Annotated in this window: 17 protein-coding genes; 8 read left to right on the top strand and 9 right to left on the bottom strand. The window is 69.0% G+C overall.

Features of this window, described 5'->3' with window-relative positions; translation table 11 throughout:
- From NF681_06480 to NF681_06460, 5 genes are read right to left on the bottom strand one after another with little or no spacing between them, the layout of a single operon-like run.
- Nucleotides 1-1,317, bottom strand: coding sequence for a dihydroorotase (locus NF681_06480; protein UST54835.1), 1,317 nt, complete (start codon nucleotides 1,315-1,317; stop codon nucleotides 1-3).
- On the bottom strand, nucleotides 1,314-2,276 hold the full coding sequence (locus tag NF681_06475) for an aspartate carbamoyltransferase catalytic subunit (protein ID UST54834.1): 963 nt from the start codon (nucleotides 2,274-2,276) through the stop codon (nucleotides 1,314-1,316). The genes NF681_06480 and NF681_06475 overlap by 4 nt, the downstream gene beginning before the upstream one ends.
- On the bottom strand, nucleotides 2,276-2,782 hold the full coding sequence (gene pyrR, locus NF681_06470; GenBank protein UST54833.1) for a bifunctional pyr operon transcriptional regulator/uracil phosphoribosyltransferase PyrR: 507 nt from the start codon (nucleotides 2,780-2,782) through the stop codon (nucleotides 2,276-2,278). The genes NF681_06475 and pyrR overlap by 1 nt, the downstream gene beginning before the upstream one ends.
- Nucleotides 2,779-3,237, bottom strand: a complete 459-nt coding sequence (gene ruvX / locus NF681_06465; protein UST54832.1) for a Holliday junction resolvase RuvX — start codon at nucleotides 3,235-3,237, stop codon at nucleotides 2,779-2,781. Before ruvX ends, pyrR begins: the two co-directional genes overlap by 4 nt.
- Nucleotides 3,230-3,829, bottom strand: coding sequence for a YqgE/AlgH family protein (locus NF681_06460; GenBank protein UST54831.1), 600 nt, complete (start codon nucleotides 3,827-3,829; stop codon nucleotides 3,230-3,232). Before NF681_06460 ends, ruvX begins: the two co-directional genes overlap by 8 nt.
- Between NF681_06460 and NF681_06455 the strand changes: the two genes are divergently transcribed.
- The 7 genes from NF681_06455 to NF681_06425 all read left to right on the top strand — a co-directional run bounded on the left by NF681_06455 (nucleotide 3,830) and on the right by NF681_06425 (nucleotide 11,067).
- Complete coding sequence (locus NF681_06455) at nucleotides 3,830-5,335, top strand: DNA photolyase family protein (protein ID UST54830.1); 1,506 nt, start codon at nucleotides 3,830-3,832, stop codon at nucleotides 5,333-5,335.
- 177 nt (nucleotides 5,336-5,512) lie between these two features.
- Nucleotides 5,513-7,246: a type IV-A pilus assembly ATPase PilB gene (pilB, locus tag NF681_06450; GenBank protein ID UST54829.1), complete on the top strand. Its 1,734-nt coding sequence runs from the start codon at nucleotides 5,513-5,515 to the stop codon at nucleotides 7,244-7,246.
- A 56-nt stretch (nucleotides 7,247-7,302) separates the two neighbouring features.
- Nucleotides 7,303-8,526, top strand: coding sequence for a type II secretion system F family protein (locus NF681_06445; protein UST54828.1), 1,224 nt, complete (start codon nucleotides 7,303-7,305; stop codon nucleotides 8,524-8,526).
- 8 nt (nucleotides 8,527-8,534) lie between these two features.
- Nucleotides 8,535-9,449 (top strand): A24 family peptidase, encoded by a 915-nt coding sequence (locus NF681_06440; GenBank protein UST54827.1) that lies wholly within the window; start codon nucleotides 8,535-8,537, stop codon nucleotides 9,447-9,449.
- The gene (gene coaE, locus NF681_06435) at nucleotides 9,446-10,081 is read left to right on the top strand and encodes a dephospho-CoA kinase (protein UST54826.1); all 636 of its coding nucleotides are present in this window, start codon (nucleotides 9,446-9,448) and stop codon (nucleotides 10,079-10,081) included. Before NF681_06440 ends, coaE begins: the two co-directional genes overlap by 4 nt.
- A gap of 9 nt (nucleotides 10,082-10,090) precedes the next feature.
- The gene (gene zapD / locus NF681_06430) at nucleotides 10,091-10,846 is read left to right on the top strand and encodes a cell division protein ZapD (protein UST54825.1); all 756 of its coding nucleotides are present in this window, start codon (nucleotides 10,091-10,093) and stop codon (nucleotides 10,844-10,846) included.
- A complete protein-coding gene (locus NF681_06425; GenBank protein ID UST54824.1) occupies nucleotides 10,843-11,067 on the top strand; it encodes a DNA gyrase inhibitor YacG in 225 nt (74 codons plus the stop codon). Before zapD ends, NF681_06425 begins: the two co-directional genes overlap by 4 nt.
- Before the next feature lie 44 nt (nucleotides 11,068-11,111).
- On the opposite strand, the gene NF681_06420 is transcribed toward NF681_06425, so the two are convergent.
- The 4 genes from NF681_06420 to secA form a co-directional block, all read right to left on the bottom strand.
- Nucleotides 11,112-11,582, bottom strand: a complete 471-nt coding sequence (locus NF681_06420) for an NUDIX domain-containing protein (protein ID UST54823.1) — start codon at nucleotides 11,580-11,582, stop codon at nucleotides 11,112-11,114.
- Nucleotides 11,579-12,472, bottom strand: coding sequence for an ATP-binding protein (locus tag NF681_06415; protein UST54822.1), 894 nt, complete (start codon nucleotides 12,470-12,472; stop codon nucleotides 11,579-11,581). The genes NF681_06420 and NF681_06415 overlap by 4 nt, the downstream gene beginning before the upstream one ends.
- The gene (gene argJ / locus NF681_06410; GenBank protein ID UST54821.1) at nucleotides 12,469-13,698 is read right to left on the bottom strand and encodes a bifunctional glutamate N-acetyltransferase/amino-acid acetyltransferase ArgJ; all 1,230 of its coding nucleotides are present in this window, start codon (nucleotides 13,696-13,698) and stop codon (nucleotides 12,469-12,471) included. The genes NF681_06415 and argJ overlap by 4 nt, the downstream gene beginning before the upstream one ends.
- A gap of 129 nt (nucleotides 13,699-13,827) precedes the next feature.
- The gene (gene secA / locus NF681_06405) at nucleotides 13,828-16,611 is read right to left on the bottom strand and encodes a preprotein translocase subunit SecA (GenBank protein ID UST54820.1); all 2,784 of its coding nucleotides are present in this window, start codon (nucleotides 16,609-16,611) and stop codon (nucleotides 13,828-13,830) included.
- 167 nt (nucleotides 16,612-16,778) lie between these two features.
- On the opposite strand from secA, the gene NF681_06400 reads away from it, so the two are divergent.
- Nucleotides 16,779-17,084 (top strand): DciA family protein, encoded by a 306-nt coding sequence (locus NF681_06400; GenBank protein ID UST54819.1) that lies wholly within the window; start codon nucleotides 16,779-16,781, stop codon nucleotides 17,082-17,084.
- The last annotated feature ends 42 nt before the right edge of the window (nucleotides 17,085-17,126 follow it).

Genomic DNA, 17,126 nt, shown 5'->3' with positions numbered 1-17,126 from the left:
TCAGCCTTCCTGCGCCGCGGCTTCGGTCCACGTCGCGTGCTCGTGCATGATCCGCCCGCCCACCAGCGTGGCGCGCGCCGCGCCGCGCACGGCATAGCCGCCGAAGGGCGTGCTCTTGCCCTGGCTGCGCAACGCTTCGGGGCGCACCTGCCATTCGAGGTCCGGATCGATCACGCAAAGGTCCGCCCAGCCGCCTTCGACCAGCCGCCCGGCGCCCGCCGCCTCCGGCGCGGTGAGGATGCGCGCGGGCGCGGCGGTGACGACTTCGAGCGCACGCGCCAGACCGGCACCACTGTCCCGACCCCACTTGAGCGCCAGCGGCAGCAGCAGTTCGAGTCCGGTGGCGCCCGGCTCGCTCTCGGCGAAGGGCAACGTCTTGGCATCGGCGTCGACCGGCGTGTGGTCGGAGACCAGCGCGTCGATGGTGCCGTCGGCCAGCGCGGCGGACAGTGCGTCGCGGTCGCGTTGCTGGCGCAGGGGCGGACTCAGGCGCGCGCGGCTGTCGAAATAGCCGATGTCGGCATCGGTCAGGTGCAGCGAATTGATGCTCACGTCGCAGGTCACCGGCAGGCCGTCGGCCTTGGCCGCACGCACCAGCGCCACGCCGGCCGCGCTGGAGAGCCGGCACAGGTGAACGCGCGCGCCGGTGGCCTTGACCAGTTCGAAGATCGTGAACAGCGCGATGGTCTCCGCCGCCACCGGCACGCCGGCCAGGCCCAGCCGCGTCGCGATCGCGCCGCTGGCGGCCACGCCCTTGCCCAGGTCGCGGTCCTGCGGCCGCAGCCAGACCGTGTAGCCGAAGGTGCTGGCGTACGACAGCGCGCGCTGCAGCACCTGGGTGCTGGCCAGCGGCACGTCGGCCTGGCTGAAGCCGACGCAGCCGGCTTCGGTCAGTGCGACCATCTCGGTGAGCACCTCGCCCGCGAGTCCGCGCGTGACCGCGCCGAGCGGGAAGAGCCGCGCCCGGCGCAGCTTGCGGGCGCGGTAGTGCAGCATCTCCACCAGCCCGGGCTCGTCGAGCACGGGATCGGTGTCGGGCGGGCAGACCAGGCTGGTCACGCCACCGGCCACCGCCGCGGCGAGTTCGCTCTCCAGCATGCCCTCGTGCTCGTGACCGGGTTCGCGCAGCCGCGCGGCCAGGTCGACCAGGCCCGGTGCGACGATGCAGCCGGTCGCATCGAGCGTCCGCTCGGCCTCGAAGCCGGCCGGCGTCGCACCGATCGACAGGATCTTTCCCCCCGAGATGGCGATGTCGCCGGGCCGGTCGAGGCCCGAGCGGGGATCGACCACCCGGCCGTTGACGATAAGAAGGTTCATGCTTCGTTCCCCGCGACGATGCTCATCACCGCCATGCGCACCGCGATGCCGAAAGTGACCTGCGGCAGGATCACGCTCTGCGCGCCGTCGACCACGGCCGAGTCGATCTCGACGCCGCGGTTGATCGGCCCGGGGTGCATCACGATGCAGTCCGGCTTGGCCAGCCGGAGCTTCTCCGGCGTCAGGCCGTAGGTCTTGAAGAATTCCTGGCTGGAGGGCAGCAGCGCGCCGCTCATGCGTTCGTTCTGCAGGCGCAGCATGATGATCACGTCGCAGTCGCGGATGCCTTCTTCCAGCGTGTGGCACACGCGCACGCCCATGCCGGCCATGTCGCCGGGCACCAGCGTCCTCGGCCCCACGACCCGTACCTCGGCGCAGCCGAGCGTGGTGAGCGCGTGGATGTCCGAGCGCGCGACCCGCGAATGCAGCACGTCGCCGACGATGGCCACCGTCAGGTTGGCGAAATCCTTCTTGTAGTGGCGGATCGTGAACATGTCGAGCAGCCCCTGGGTGGGGTGCGCGTGGCGGCCGTCGCCGGCGTTGACCACGTGCACGTGGGGCGCGACGTGCTGGGCGATCAGGTAGGGCGCGCCCGACTCGCCGTGGCGCACCACGAAGATGTCGGCCGCCATCGCCGACAGATTGGCGATGGTGTCGAGCAGCGACTCGCCCTTGCTGGCCGAGGAGCGCGCGATGTCGAGGTTGAAGACGTCGGCCGACAGGCGCTTGGCCGCGATCTCGAAGGTGGTGCGGGTCCGCGTCGAGTTTTCGAAGAACAGGTTGAAGACGCTCTTGCCGCGCAGCAGCGGCACCTTCTTGACCTCGCGGTCGCTCACGCTGGTGAAGTTGGCGGCGGTGTCGAGGATGTGCGTCAGGATGGCCTTGGGCAGGCCCTCGATCGACAGCAGGTGGACCAGCTCGCCGTGCTTGTTGAGCTGCGGATTGCGCTTGTAGAGCATCAGGCGCTGGCCTCCACCTGCAGGCCGAACGCGCCCCGGGCGTCGCGCGCCAGGGCCAGCGACTGCGCCCCGGGCAGCGAGAGCCGCGCGGCCGCGAAATCCGCCGTCACCGGCAGCTCGCGCCCGCCCCGGTCGACGAGCACGGCCAGGCGCACGCGCGCCGGCCGGCCGAAGTCGAACAGTTCGTTGAGCACCGCGCGGATGGTGCGGCCGGTGTAGAGCACGTCGTCGAGCAGCAGCACGTCGGCCCCGTTGACGTCGAAGGGGAGCACGGTCTGGGCGCTGCTCGCGAGGCCGCGGCGCGCGAAGTCGTCGCGGTGCATGGCCGAGGAGATCGTGCCCGGCGCGCCGGCCAAGCCGAGGTCGCGGTGCAGCCGCTCGACCAGCCAGACGCCGCCGGAGGCGATGCCGACCAGCCGCGTGTCCGCGTTCATCAGGGTCTGCACGCCGCGCAGCAGGTCGCCGTAGAGCGCCTCGGCATCGGGAACGGGGTTCGTTGCACTCAAGAAAGACTCCTCAAAAATTGCTCCAGGATGATGCAGGCCGATGCGGCGTCGGCGTCGCGCGCGCCGGAGGCCAGGGCCTCGGTGGTGCTGTAGCGCTCGTCGACCTCGTGGACCGGCAGGCCGAAGCGCCCGCGCAGCTGGCGCGCGAAACGCCGTGCCTTGGCCGTGTTCTCGTGGCTCGCGCCATCGGGGTGGAACGGCACGCCCACCACCAGCGCGTCGGGCTGCCACTCCTTGATCCGCGCGGCCACCTGCACGAAGCGCGCATCGCCCTCGGCCTTGATGGTGGCCTGCGGCGACGCCGTGCCCAGCAACCGGTTGCCGGTGGCCACGCCGGTGCGCTTCTGGCCGTAGTCGAAGGCGAGGAAGGTCTGGCCCGGGACCGCGGCGGGCGTGGAGGCGGCGGAGGGCCCGGTGGCCGTCACGGCAGGATCGCCGCCGCCGGACTCACGCATGGCCCGCATCGGGCGAGAGGGTCCAGGCCTCCAGTCCCAGCAGGCGCAGCGCGCGGTCGTAGCGCTCGTCCACGGGCGTGTCGAAGATCACGGCCGGATCGGCACCCACGGTGAGCCAGCTGTTCTCGGCCAGTTCGGATTCGAGCTGGCCCTCGCCCCAGGCCGAGTAGCCCAGCGAGACCAGCACCCGGCGCGGTCCGGCGCCGGTGGCCATGGCTTCGAGCACGTCCTTGGAAGTGGTCATCTCCAGACCGCCGGGAATGGTCATGGTGGAGGCGTAGACCGACTCCTCGGGCCGGTCGGCGGCGGCGAAGACCGGCTCGTGCAGCACGAAGCCGCGCTCGGTCTGCACCGGACCGCCCTGGTAGACGGGCGCCGCGCCGAGTTCGGGCCGCGCGAGGTGGAGTTCGATCTTGTCGAACAGCGCCTGCAGGTTGATGTCGCTCGGTTTGTTGATCACCAGGCCGAGCGCGCCGCGCTCGCTGTGCTCGCAGAGGTAGACGACGCTGCGGCTGAAGGCCTGATCCTCCATCCCCGGCATCGCGATCAGGAAGTGATGCGTGAGGTTCATGCGGGCAGAATCGGAAGCCATATGCCCCCCATTTTACCGGCCGTCGACAAGACCTATCCCAAGGGACTCCTCTGGCTGCGCCGCGATCTGCGCGTGGACGACAACGCCGCGCTCTGGATGGCCCTGCGCCATTGCCGCGAGGTCCTGTGCGTCTTCGTGTTCGACCGCGCCATCCTCGACGACCTGCCGCGCGCCGACCGGCGCGTCGAATTCATCCGCGAATCGCTGGTCGAGCTCGAGGCCGACCTGCGCGCGCTCGGTGGCGGGCTCATCGTGCGCCACGCCGTCGCCCGGGACGAGATCCCGGCGCTGGCCGCCGCCCTGGGCGTGCAGGCGGTCTACGCCAACCGCGACCACGAGCCCGCCGCCATCGCGCGCGACGCCCAGGTGCTCGGCGCGCTCGCCAACGCGGGCATCGCCTTCCACACCGCCAAGGACCAGACGATCTTCGAACGCGACGAGGTGCTGACCAAGGCGGGCCAGCCCTATGGCGTGTTCACGCCCTACAAGCGCGCCTGGCTGGCCAAGCTCGACGACTACCACCTCAAGCCCTATCCCTCGCGCGGCTACGCCGATGCGCTGGTGCCGCCGCCGGCGGCCCACCGCGCCCCGGTGCCGTCGCTGGCCGACCTCGGCTTCGAGCCCACCAACCTGCAGGCGCTGGAGATCCCCACCGGCACCCAGGGCGGCGCGGCGCTGTTCGAGGACTTCTTCGGACGCATCGACCACTACGACAGCGCGCGCGACTTCCCGGCGGTGCGCGGACCGAGCTACCTGAGCGTGCACCTGCGCTTCGGCACGGTGTCGATCCGACAGCTCGCAGGCGTCGCCCACCGGCTCTCGCTGCAGGGCAACGCCGGCGCGGCGGTCTGGCTGAGCGAGCTGATCTGGCGCGACTTCTACTCCCAGGTGCTCACCCACCATCCCCGCATCGCCGAGGGCAAGAGCTACAAGCCCGAGTACGACCGCATCGCCTGGCACCACGGCAAGCAGGCCGACGCCCTCTTCGCCGCCTGGTGCGAGGGCCGCACCGGCTATCCCCTGGTCGACGCCGCGATGGCCCAGATCAACCAGAGCGGGTACATGCACAACCGCCTGCGCATGGTGGTCGCCTGCTTCCTGTGCAAGGACCTGGGCATCGACTGGCGGCGCGGCGAGGCCTATTTCGCCCTCCACCTCAACGACTACGAGTTGGCATCCAACAACGGCGGCTGGCAGTGGGCGAGTTCGAGCGGCTGCGATGCCCAGCCCTACTTCCGCATCTTCAACCCCGTCTCGCAGAGCAAACGCTTCGATCCGGAAGGCAAGTTCATCCGCCGCTACCTGCCGCAACTCGCCAAGCTCTCCAACGCCACGATCCACGCGCCCTGGACGGCCAGCCCGGTCGAACTCGTCGCGGCCGGACTGCGGCTGGGCGAGGACTACCCAAGCCCGGTCGTCGACCATGCCGAGGCCCGTGACCGCACGCTGGAGCGCTACGGCGCCGCGCGCGCGCCAGCGGTCGACGCATCGGCCAGGAAGCGCTGACGCCCGCGCGTCGGCCGCGTGATCGCGAAGCGTGTGTTAACTTGGATTCGGTGCCCGACGGGCCCGGAAGCCAGGTCGGCGAGCGTTCGCATGCGCCACGGGCCGCGTTTACAGCGGTTCGACGATCGGCGATGATCGTAACAACTTGTTCAGAATCGTCCGATTCCTTTCCCATCGATGGCCACCGCCGAACCTCACGCCAAGGACCACCCACCCGTCGCCCTTCCCGGACTCGCGCGCGCACTGATCTCGGCCGGCAAGCTCGAAGGCCGCGCGGCCGAGGACATCTACCGACGCTCGCTGGCCAGCCGCACGAGCTTCATCGCCGAACTCACGGGCACGGGCGCGGTGTCGGCCGCCGACCTCGCGCACACGCTGTCGAGCGCCTTCGGGGCGCCGCTGCTGGACCTCGACGCCATCGATCCGCAACGCCTGCCGAAGGACCTGCTCGACGCCAAGCTCTGCCAGGCCTATCGCATCGTGGTGCTGAGCAAGCGCAACAACCGCCTGATCGTCGCCACGGCCGACCCGTCCGACCAGCAGGCTGCGGAGAAGGTGAAGTTCGCCTCCCAGATGGGCGTGGACTGGGTCATCGCCGAGTACGACAAGCTCTCCCGCCTCATCGAGGCGACCGCCGCCTCGGCGGCCGAGATGATCGAGACCATCGTCGGCTTCGAGTTCGATGCGGGCGACTTCCACCTCGACGTCCCGGTCGAGGCGCACGAACCGAACATGACCGAGGTGGAGGACGCGCCGGTGGTGCGCTTCCTGCACCGCATGCTGCTCGACGCCTTCGCGATGCGGGCCTCCGACATCCACTTCGAGCCCTACGAGCACCAGTACCGGGTGCGCTTCCGCATCGACGGCGAACTGCGCGAGATCGCCAGCCCGCCGCCGGCCATCAAGGACCGGCTGGCCTCGCGCATCAAGGTCATCTCGCGGCTGGACATCTCCGAGAAGCGCATCCCGCAGGACGGGCGCATGAAGCTCAAGCTCGGCCCCGAACGCGTGATCGACTTCCGCGTGAGCACGCTGCCCACGCTGTTCGGCGAGAAGATCGTCATCCGGATCCTGGACCCCAACAGCGCCCGCCTGGGCATCGACGCCCTGGGCTACGACGCCGACGAGAAGGACCGCCTGCTCACGGCCATCGGCCGGCCCTACGGCATGGTGCTGGTCACCGGGCCGACGGGCTCGGGCAAGACGGTGTCGCTCTACACCTGCCTGAACCTGCTCAACAAGCCGGGCGTGAACATCGCCACCGCCGAGGACCCGTCGGAGATCAACCTGCCGGGCGTCAACCAGGTCAACGTGAACGAGAAAGCCGGCCTCACCTTCGCGACGGCGCTGCGCGCCTTCCTGCGGCAGGACCCGGACATCATCATGGTCGGCGAGATCCGCGACCTGGAGACCGCCGACATCTCGATCAAGGCGGCCCAGACCGGCCACCTCGTGCTCTCGACGCTGCACACCAACGACGCGCCGACCACGCTCACGCGCATGCGCAACATGGGCATCGCGCCCTTCAACATCGCCTCCAGCGTGATCCTCATCACCGCCCAGCGGCTCGCGCGGCGCCTGTGCATGGTCTGCCGGGAGCCGGTGGACGTGCCGCGCAAGGCGCTCGTGGAAGCCGGATTCAGGGCCGAGCAGCTCGACGGCGGGTGGAAGCCCTATCGCCCGGTGGGCTGCTCGTCCTGCAACAGCGGCTACAAGGGCCGCGTGGGCATCTACCAGGTGATGCCGATCTCCGAGGCGATCCAGGAAATCATCCTGCGCGACGGCAGCGCGCTCGACATCGCCCGCCAGGCCGAGGCCGACGGCGTGCGCTCGCTGCGCCAGTCCGGCCTGATCAAGGTCGTGCAGGGCCTGACGTCGCTCGAGGAAGTCCTCGCCGTGACCAACGAATAGCGCCGGGCGCCGTCCGCCCTTCCCTCCGCAATCCGCAACGAACCGAAGACCCTCCCATGGCAACGGCAGCATCCAACCGCACCCCCCACAAGGAATTCATCTTCGAGTGGGAGGGCAAGGACCGCAACGGCAAGCTGGTGCGCGGCGAATTGCGCGCGGCCGGCGCCAACCAAGCCCAGGCCACGCTGCGCCGCCAGGGCGTGCTCGTCTCGAAGATCAAGAAGCGCCGCGCGCGCTCGGGCAAGGCGATCCGGCCCAAGGACATCGCGATCTTCACCCGCCAGCTCGCCACCATGATGAAGGCCGGCGTGCCGCTGCTGCAGGCCTTCGACATCGTGGGCCGGGGCAACGCCAACGCCAGCGTCGCCAAGCTGCTCGGTGACATCCGCGCCGACGTCGAGACCGGCTCGTCGCTCTCGACGGCGTTCCGCAAGTTCCCGCGCTACTTCGACAACCTCTACTGCAACCTCGTGGAGGCCGGCGAGGCGGCGGGCATCCTGGAAGAACTGCTGGACCGCCTGGCGACCTACATGGAGAAGACCGAGGCCATCAAGTCGAAGATCAAGTCGGCGCTGATGTACCCGATCTCGGTGGTCATCGTGGCCTTCGTGGTCGTCGCGGTCATCATGATCTTCGTCATTCCCGCCTTCAAGGAGGTCTTCACCTCCTTCGGTGCCGACCTGCCCGCGCCCACGCTCATCGTGATGGGCATGAGCGAGTACTTCGTCTCCTACTGGTGGCTGATCTTCGGCACGCTGGGCGGCGGCGTCTATTTCTTCCTGCAGGCGTGGAAGCGCAACGAGCGCTTCCAGAAGGTCATGGACCGGCTGCTGCTGCGCATGCCGGTCTTCGGCGCGCTGATCGACAAGTCCTGCGTGGCACGCTGGACCCGCACGCTCGCGACGATGTTCGCCGCCGGCGTGCCCCTGGTCGAGGCGCTCGACTCGGTGGGCGGCGCCTCGGGCAATTCGGTCTATGCCGATGCGACGGTGAAGATCCAGCAGGAGGTGTCCACCGGGACGAGTCTCACGGCGGCCATGACCAACGCCAGCGTGTTTCCCTCGATGGTGCTGCAGATGACCGCGATCGGCGAGGAATCGGGCTCGATCGACCACATGCTGGGCAAGGCCGCCGATTTCTACGAATCCGAGGTCGACGACATGGTGGCCGGGCTCTCCAGCCTGATGGAGCCCATCATCATCGTCTTCCTGGGCACGCTGATCGGCGGCATCGTGGTGTCCATGTACCTGCCGATCTTCAAGCTCGGCCAGGTGGTCTGAGCCGCGTCATGGACGCGATCGGATTGGCGTCGCTGTCCCGCGGCGAGGCGGCCCTGCTGGCCGGCGTGCTGGGCCTCCTCGTGGGCAGCTTCCTCAACGTGGTGATCCATCGCCTGCCGAAGATGCTGGAGCGCCAGTGGGCCGTCGAGTGCGCGGGCCTGGAAGATCGCCGCGAGACCGACGCTCCCGCCCCGGGCGCGACGGCGTCCACCGTCGCCGCGTCGCCGAGCGAGGCGCCCTACAACCTGATGGTGCCGCGCTCGGCGTGCCCGTCGTGCGGCCACGCGATCCGCTGGTACGAGAACCTGCCGGTGGTCAGCTACCTCGCCCTGCGCGGCCGCTGCGCGGGCTGCGGCACGCGCATCGGCGCGCGTTATCCGCTGGTCGAGCTGGCGACGGCCCTCCTGTTCGCATGGTGCGCCTGGCAGGCCCCCGGCCGGGGGCCATGGGTGCCGCTGGCATGGTGCGGCTTCTCGGCGGCGCTGCTGACGCTGGCGCTGATCGACTGGGACACCACGCTGCTGCCGGACGACATCACGCTGCCGCTGCTGTGGGCCGGCCTGCTCGCGGCGATCTTCGGTCTGACCGGGGTCGCGCTCGCCGATGCGGTGTGGGGCGCAGTGGCCGGCTACCTGTCGCTCTGGTCGGTGTACTGGGCGTTCAAGCTGGCGACCGGCAAGGAAGGGATGGGATACGGCGACTTCAAGCTGTTCGCCGCCTTCGGTGCCTGGTTCGGCTGGCAGGCGCTGGTGCCGATCATCCTGATGGCCTCGGTCATCGGCGTGGTGGTGGGAGTGGCCCTCAAGCTCAACCGCAAGCTGCGCGAGGGCGGCTACGTGCCTTTCGGCCCGTTCCTGGCCGGTGCCGGCTTCACGGCGATGGTCGTCGGCCCGGCGGCCATGCTCCGGGCGGTGGGTCTGTGAACGCCCCGTCCACGGGGGCCCTGCGCATCGGGCTGACCGGCGGCATCGGCAGCGGCAAGAGCACCGTGGCGCGAGCGCTGGTCGCGCACGGCGCGGGACTGGTGGACACCGACGCCATCGCGCGCGCGCTCACGCTGCCCGGCGGGCTGGCGATGCCGGCGATCGAGGCCGCGTTCGGGTCGTCGCTGATCGCGCCGGACGGCGCCCTCGACCGTGCGCGCATGCGCGATCTGGTCTTCCACGAAGCGGCCGCCAAGCAGCGACTCGAAGCCATCCTGCATCCCATGATCGGCATCGAATGCGAACGGCGGGCCCGTGAACTGGCCGGGCGTCCGGCCATCGTCTTCGACGTGCCGCTGCTGGTCGAATCGGGGCGCTGGCGCGCACGGGTCGACCGGGTCCTGGTCGTCGATGCCACCGAAGCCACGCAGCGCCGGCGCGTCGTCGAGCGCTCGGGCTGGTCGCCGGCGGCCGTGGATGCCGTCATCGTGCAGCAGGCCACGCGCACGGCGCGCCGGGCCGCGGCGGATGCCGTCGTGTTCAACGACACGCTGACACTCGACGCGCTGGGCCATCAGATCGAGGTCCTTTGGCGGCGCTGGGTGCCGGGCTATGATCGACCGAGAAATTGATACTAAAGCGTGATTCTCTACGAGTACCCCTTCAACGAGCGCATCCGAACGTACCTACGGCTGGAGCATCTGTTCCGACGCCTGGGCGAGCTGGTGCCGGCCGAATCGGCCCTGTCGCATCACTACGCGCTCATGACGATCTTCGAGGTCATGGACGTCGCCGCGCGGGCCGACCTGAAGACCGACCTCCTGCGCGACCTCGAACGGCACAAGAGCGTCTTCAATGCCTACCGAGGCAATCCGGCTATCTCCGAGACCGCGCTCGACCAGATCGTCCAGCAGATCGACCACGCCTTCGGCGGCATCCACGCGCTCAACGGCCGTGCCGGCCAGGCGCTGACCGAGAACGAATGGCTGATGGGCGTGCGCAGCCGCGCGAGCATTCCGGGTGGCACCTGCGAATTCGATCTGCCGGCCTACCATGCCTGGCAGCACCATCCGATGACCGCGCGGCGGGCCGACCTGGAGCGCTGGCTGGGCGCACTGTCGCCACTGATCGAATCGGTCTTCCTGCTGCTCAAGCTGATGCGCGATGCCGACGTGCCCTACAAGGTCATCGCGACGGGCGGGCAGTTCCAGCAGAACCTGCCCCAGGGCCGCACGTTCCAGTTGCTTCGCCTGCGCATCGACCCCCGCCTGCGGGCCATTCCCGAGATCAGCGGCAACCGCCTGATCGTGCTGGTGCGACTGATGCGCCACGGCCAGGACGACCGGCTGCACGCGATCAAGGACGACGTGCCCTTCGAACTGACGCTCTGCGCATGAACGCCGGCAGGAAGACCACGCCCGACGGCGAACGCATCGTGCGCTGCCCGGCCTGCGGACAGGACAGCGTCTACGCGCCCAGCAATCCTTATCGGCCGTTCTGCAGCGCGCGCTGCAAGGGCATCGATCTGGGCGCCTGGGCGAGCGAGGAGTTCCGCATGCCCGCGGACGCGCCACCGGACGACGAACCCTTCGGCGATCCGCGCCAGCGTCAGACCTGAACGCTCGCGGTCGGACGAACCGAAGCCTGCCGTCCGGTGCCGCGTCAGTCGAGCGTCGTCGAGACGCCCGGACCCAGGATGTCGGTCACGCCGCGCTCGTCGGCCAGCCAGCGCAGCACCGGCAAGGCCCCCGGCAGGACCGGGCTCACGCCCAGCGGCAACTGCTGCCAGCGCATGGCCTGGCCCTCGCGCATCTCGAAGTCGCCTCGCCATTGCAGGACCTTGCACCAGTGCAACCGCACCCGCGCGTGCGGATAATCGTGCTCGGTGACGCGCCAGACCTCGGCGGCGTCGAGCGTGATGCCGAGTTCTTCATGCAGCTCGCGCCGCAAGGCCTGCTCGACCGTTTCGCCCATCTCGATCTTGCCGCCGGGAAATTCCCAGAAGCCCGCGTAGGGCTTGCCGGGAGGCCGCGTCGACAGGAGCAGCGCATCGTCGGCGGCGCGGATCAGGATGCCGACCGCGACCTCGGTGTGGGCGCGCGCGGACGGCGCGACCGGCGACGACGCCGTCATGGCGCCGCGACGTCCCCACCGGACGCGCGTCCGGCGAAATCCCGGGCGAACTGGTAGGCCACGCGCCCGCTGCGGGAGCCTCGCTCCAGCGCCCACACCAGTGCCGCGGGCCGCGCGGCCTCGATGGCCTGCGGATCGACGCCGAAGGACGACAGCCACTGCGCGACGATCGCGAGGTACTCGTTCTGGCTGAACGGATAGAAACTGACCCAGAGCCCGAAACGCTCGGACAGCGAGATCTTCTCCTCGATCACCTCGCCCGGATGGACCTCGCCGTCGTCCGTGTGCTTGTAGCTGAGGTTGTCCTTCATGTACTCGGGCAGCAGGTGACGACGGTTGCTGGTCGCATAGATCAGCACGTTCGGCGTCGACGCGGCCACCGAGCCGTCGAGGATCGACTTGAGCGCCTTGTAGCCGGGCTCGCCCTCATCGAAGCTCAGGTCGTCGCTGAAGACGATGAACTTCTCCGGGCGTTCGGCAACCACTTCGATGATGTCGGGCAGATCGGTGAGTTCGGCCTTGTCGACCTCGATCAGCCGCAGCCCCCGTGGCGCGTAGGCGTGCAGGCAGGCGCGGATGAGCGAGGACTTGCCCGTGCCGCGCGCTCCCGTCAACAGCACGTTGTTGGCCGGGCGGCCCTCGACGAACTGGCGCGTGTTGCGCTCGATCTTCTCCTTCTGGACGTCGATCTCCTTGAGCGCGTCGAGCGGCATCGGCCCCAGGTGGCGCACCGGCTCCAGCACGCCGTGGCCGGAACCGCGGCGCCGGTAGCGCCATGCGATCGACGCGCTCCAGTCCGCCGGTGCCTGCAGCGGCTGCGGCAGGATGGCCTCGATGCGTCCGATGAGTCGCTCGGCCCGCTCGATCAGGCGTTCGAACTTGTCGCTCATGAACGGTAGTCGGCGTTGATGGTGACGTAGTCGTGGCTCAGGTCGCAGGTCCAGACGGTGTCGCTGGCCTCACCCCGGCCGAGCCCGATGCGCACCGTGATCTCGCTCTGCTTCATCACGCGCTGGCCGTCCTCCTCGCGATAGGACGGGTTGCGACCGCCCTCCACGACCACGTGGACGTCGTCGAGGTGCAGGTCGATGCGGGTCTGGTCGAGGTCGTCAATGCCGGCGTAGCCGACGGCGGCCAGGATGCGGCCGAGGTTGGGGTCGCTGGCGAAGAAGGCCGTCTTGACCAGGGGCGAATGCGCCACGGCGTAGGCCACCTGGCGGCACTCGGCGGCGTCGCGTCCGCCCTCCACGCGGATGGCGATGAACTTGGTCGCGCCCTCGCCATCGCGCACGATGGCCTGGGCCAGCAGGCGCGAGACCTCGTGCATCGTCTCCAGCAGGAGGCGACCGTCGGGCGTGTCGAACGACTCGATCGGGTCGTGCGCGGCCTTCTGCGTGGCGATGACGACGAAGGAGTCGTTGGTCGAGGTGTCGCCGTCGATGGTCACGCGGTTGAACGAGGCATCGGCCAGGGTCCTGGCCAGGGGCTGCACCAGTGCCGGCACGATGCGTGCGTCGGTGGCGATGAAGCCGAGCATGGTCGCCATGTTCGGCCGGATCATGCCGGCGCCCTTGCTGATGCCGGTGACGGTGACCGTGGCGCCGCCGATCGTCACCTGCCGGCTGAAGGCCTTGGGCACCGTGTCGGTGGTCATGATGCCTTCGGCCGCGCGCGCCCAGTGGTCGGGCGCCGCATCGGCGATGGCATCGGGCAGGCCGGCCTCGATGCGCTCGACCGGCAGCGGCTCCATGATCACGCCGGTGGAGAACGGCAGAATTTCCTCGGGAGCGATGTCGAGCTCGCGCGCGAGCGCGACGCAACTCTGGTGCGTGCGCGCCAGGCCGTCCTCGCCGGTGCCGGCGTTGGCGTTGCCGGTGTTCACCAGCAGCGCCCGGATGCCGTAGTTCTTGGCCAGGTGATTGCGGCAGACCTGCACCGGCGCGGCGCAGAAGCGGTTCTGCGTGAAGACGCCGCCGACGGCCGCGCCCTCGTCGATGAGGACGACGGTCAGGTCCTTGCGGTTCGCCTTGCGCACGCCGGCTTCGGCGACGCCGATGCGCACGCCGGCCACGGCGTGGAGTTCGGAAGGAATGGGAGCGGAGAGATGGACGGGCATGGAAGTGGTGAGGGGAAGGAGGGATGACGAAAGCGGCGTGACCCGATCATGTCAGCGATCCACGACGCTGCCCACGCCCGTGGGCGAACCGCCGCCCCCGCTGGTGGCGGGGCCGCCGGAGACGCCGGATCAGGTCAACTTGCCGTGGCACTGTTTGAACTTCAGGCCGCTGCCGCAGGGACATGGATCGTTGCGTCCGACGCGCGCGAAAGCACCCCCCGCGGTCGCCGACGCGGCGGCGGCGGTGGCCGTGCGGCGCTGGTTCTCGTCGTCGACCCGCACCTCGACCTCGCCGGTCTCGGTCGGTGCGGTGTAGGTGAGGTTGGCGATCGACTCGGCCTGGCTCTCCATCTGCTCGGCCGCCTGCTCCAGCTGGTCGCCGGACTGCACGCGCACCGTCATGAGCTGGCGCGTGACCTCGTTCTTGACCGAATCGAGCAGCTGGCCGAAGAGTTCGAATGCTTCGCGCTTGTATTCCTGCTTGGGCTGCTTCTGCGCGTACCCGCGCAGGTGGATGCCCTGGCGCAGGTAGTCGAGCGAGGCGAGGTGTTCGCGCCAGTGGGTGTCGATGCTCTGCAACAGCACCATGCGTTCGAACTGGGTGAAGTTCTCCTTGCCGATCAATGCCAGCTTGGCGTCGAATTCGGCATTCGCCGCCTTGACGATGCGTTCGAGGAGATCTTCGTCGGACATGGCCGTCGCGGCCTCGACCTCCTGGCTCAGCGGCAGCGCCAGGCCCCATTCGGCGGCCAGCGCCTTTTCCAGGCCGGCCAGGTCCCACTGCTCCTCGACCGATTCGGCCGGTACGTACTGGCGCACCAGGTCGGTGAAGCACCCTTCGCGCAGTCCGGCGATCTGCGCCGTGAGATCGACGGCGTCCAGGATGTCGTTGCGCTGCTGGTAGATCACCTTGCGCTGGTCGTTGGAGACGTCGTCGTATTCGAGCAGCTGCTTGCGCACGTCGAAGTTGCGCGCCTCGACCTTGCGCTGCGCGCTCTCGATGCTGCGCGTGACGATGCCCGCCTCGATGGCCTCGCCATCGGGCATCTTGAGCCGGTCCATGATCGCCTTGACGCGGTCACCGGCGAAGATGCGCATCAGCGGATCGTCCAGGCTCAGGTAGAAGCGCGAGGAACCCGGGTCGCCCTGGCGGCCCGAGCGTCCGCGCAGCTGGTTGTCGATGCGCCGCGATTCGTGGCGCTCGGTGGCGATGATGCGCAGGCCGCCCAGCGCCTTGATGGCCTCGTGGTCCTGCGTCCATTCGGCGCGGACGTGCGCGATGTCGGCCTGCTTGGTGGCCTCGTCGCGACCCTCGTCGTTCTCGATCGCCTCGATCATCTTCTCGATGTTGCCGCCCAGCACGATGTCGGTGCCGCGACCGGCCATGTTGGTCGCGATGGTGATCATCTTGGCGCGGCCGGCCTGCGCCACGATGTCGGCCTCGCGGGCGTGCTGCTTGGCGTTGAGCACCTGGTGCGGGAGTCCGGCCTTGTTGAGCAGTTCGTCGATGATCTCGGAGTTCTCGATCGACGAGGTGCCCACCAGCACCGGCTGGCCACGCTCGTGGCACTCGCGGATGTCCTGGATGGCGGCCTCGTACTTCTCGCGCGTCGTCTTGTAGACGCGGTCGAGCTGGTCCTCGCGCTTGCTGATGCGGTTGGGCGGGATGATGACCGTCTCCAGGCCGTAGATCTCCTGGAACTCGTAGGCCTCGGTGTCGGCCGTGCCGGTCATGCCGGCGAGCTTGTTGTAGAGGCGGAAGTAGTTCTGGAAGGTGATCGAGGCCAGCGTCTGGTTCTCCGCCTGGATCTCGACGCCTTCCTTGGCCTCCACGGCCTGGTGCAGGCCATCGCTCCAGCGCCGCCCGCTCATCAGGCGGCCGGTGAACTCGTCGACGATGACGACCTCGCCCTGCTGCACCACGTAGTGCTGGTCGCGGTGGTAGAGATGGCGCGCGCGCAGGGCGGCGTTGAGGTGGTGCATCAGCGTGATGTTGGCCGGGTCGTAGAGCGACGCGCCCTCGGGCAGCAGGCCGAACTCGCCCAGGACCCGCTCGGCCTTCTCGTGGCCGTCCTCGGTCAGGAACACCTGATGCGTCTTCTCATCGACCGTGAAGTCGCCCGGCGTCGTGATGCCCTCGCCCGTGCGCGGGTCGGCCTCGCCCTCCTGCTTGACCAGGAGCGGGACGACCTTGTTGATCGCCAGGTACATCTCCGTGTGGTCTTCGGCCTGGCCGCTGATGATCAGCGGCGTGCGGGCCTCGTCGATCAGGATCGAGTCCACCTCGTCGACGATCGCGAAGTTCAGCTTGCGCTGCACGCGGTCGTTCGACTCGTAGACCATGTTGTCGCGCAGGTAGTCGAAACCGTATTCGTTGTTGGTGCCGTAGGTGATGTCGCTGGCATAGGCCTGCTGCTTCTCCTCGCGCGGCATCTGGGGCAGGTTGATGCCCACCGAAAGGCCCAGGAAGTTGTAGAGCCGGCCCATCCAGCGGGCGTCGCGGTTCGCGAGGTAGTCGTTGACGGTCACGACGTGGACGCCCTGACCCGACAGCGCGTTCAGGTAGACCGGCAGCGTGGCCGTCAGGGTCTTGCCCTCGCCCGTGCGCATCTCGGAGATCTTGCCGTTGTGCAGCGCCATGCCGCCGAGCAACTGGACGTCGAAGTGACGCATCTTCATGATCCGCTTGGAACCCTCGCGCACCGTGGCGAAGGCTTCCGGCAGCAGGTCGTCGAGCGACTCGCCCTTGGCGGCGCGGTCCTTGAACTCCTGCGTCTTGGCGCGCAGCGCGTCGTCGTCGAGCTTCTCGAACTGCGGCTCCAGGGCGTTGATGCGTTCGATCGTCTTGCGGTACTGCTTGAGAAGCCGGTCGTTGCGACTGCCGAAGAGTTGGGTCAGGAAGTTGGTGGCCATGTGTGGAGGCTCGTCGGACGGCCGGAGATGCCGGACGCCTGGAGCAGAATCCCTAAGATACGGTGGAAGCAAGTGGGCCCGCTTTGCCGTAAAGCAAGCGGTCCGCGCCGGCGCCGAGCGCCGGCGAACCGGGCATTTTAGCCATTCGACCCCTTCTCCCCAATTCAGTGAATCGCCGTTTCCAACCCTTCACGCTGCAGCAGGCTGCCGACGGCTCGCCCACCCTGGCCGGACTGCTCGCCCGCGCCCGCGACGTCAACGAACGCCTGCGCGCGATCGAGGAGCTGATCCCGGCCGAGATGCGCCCGGCGGTCCAGGCCGGGCCGGCCGAGGGCGATGTCTGGTGTCTGCTGGTGCAGGGCAGCGCGGCCGCCGCGAAACTGCGCCAGCTCGCCCCCAGGCTCGTGGTGCGCCTGCGGTCCAGAGGCTGGGAAGTCGCCAGCATCCGCCTCAAGGTGCAGACACGACGCTAGTTGCGGCGCACGCCAAGAATCGCGCCACGCGCTCCAAGGACC

The sequence above is a fragment of the Comamonadaceae bacterium OTU4NAUVB1 genome (genome assembly GCA_024372625.1).
Classification (GTDB): domain Bacteria; phylum Pseudomonadota; class Gammaproteobacteria; order Burkholderiales; family Burkholderiaceae_C; genus Variovorax.
The sequence above is the reverse complement of the archived record's forward strand: the minus strand, read 5'-3'. Positions and strand labels throughout refer to the sequence as shown.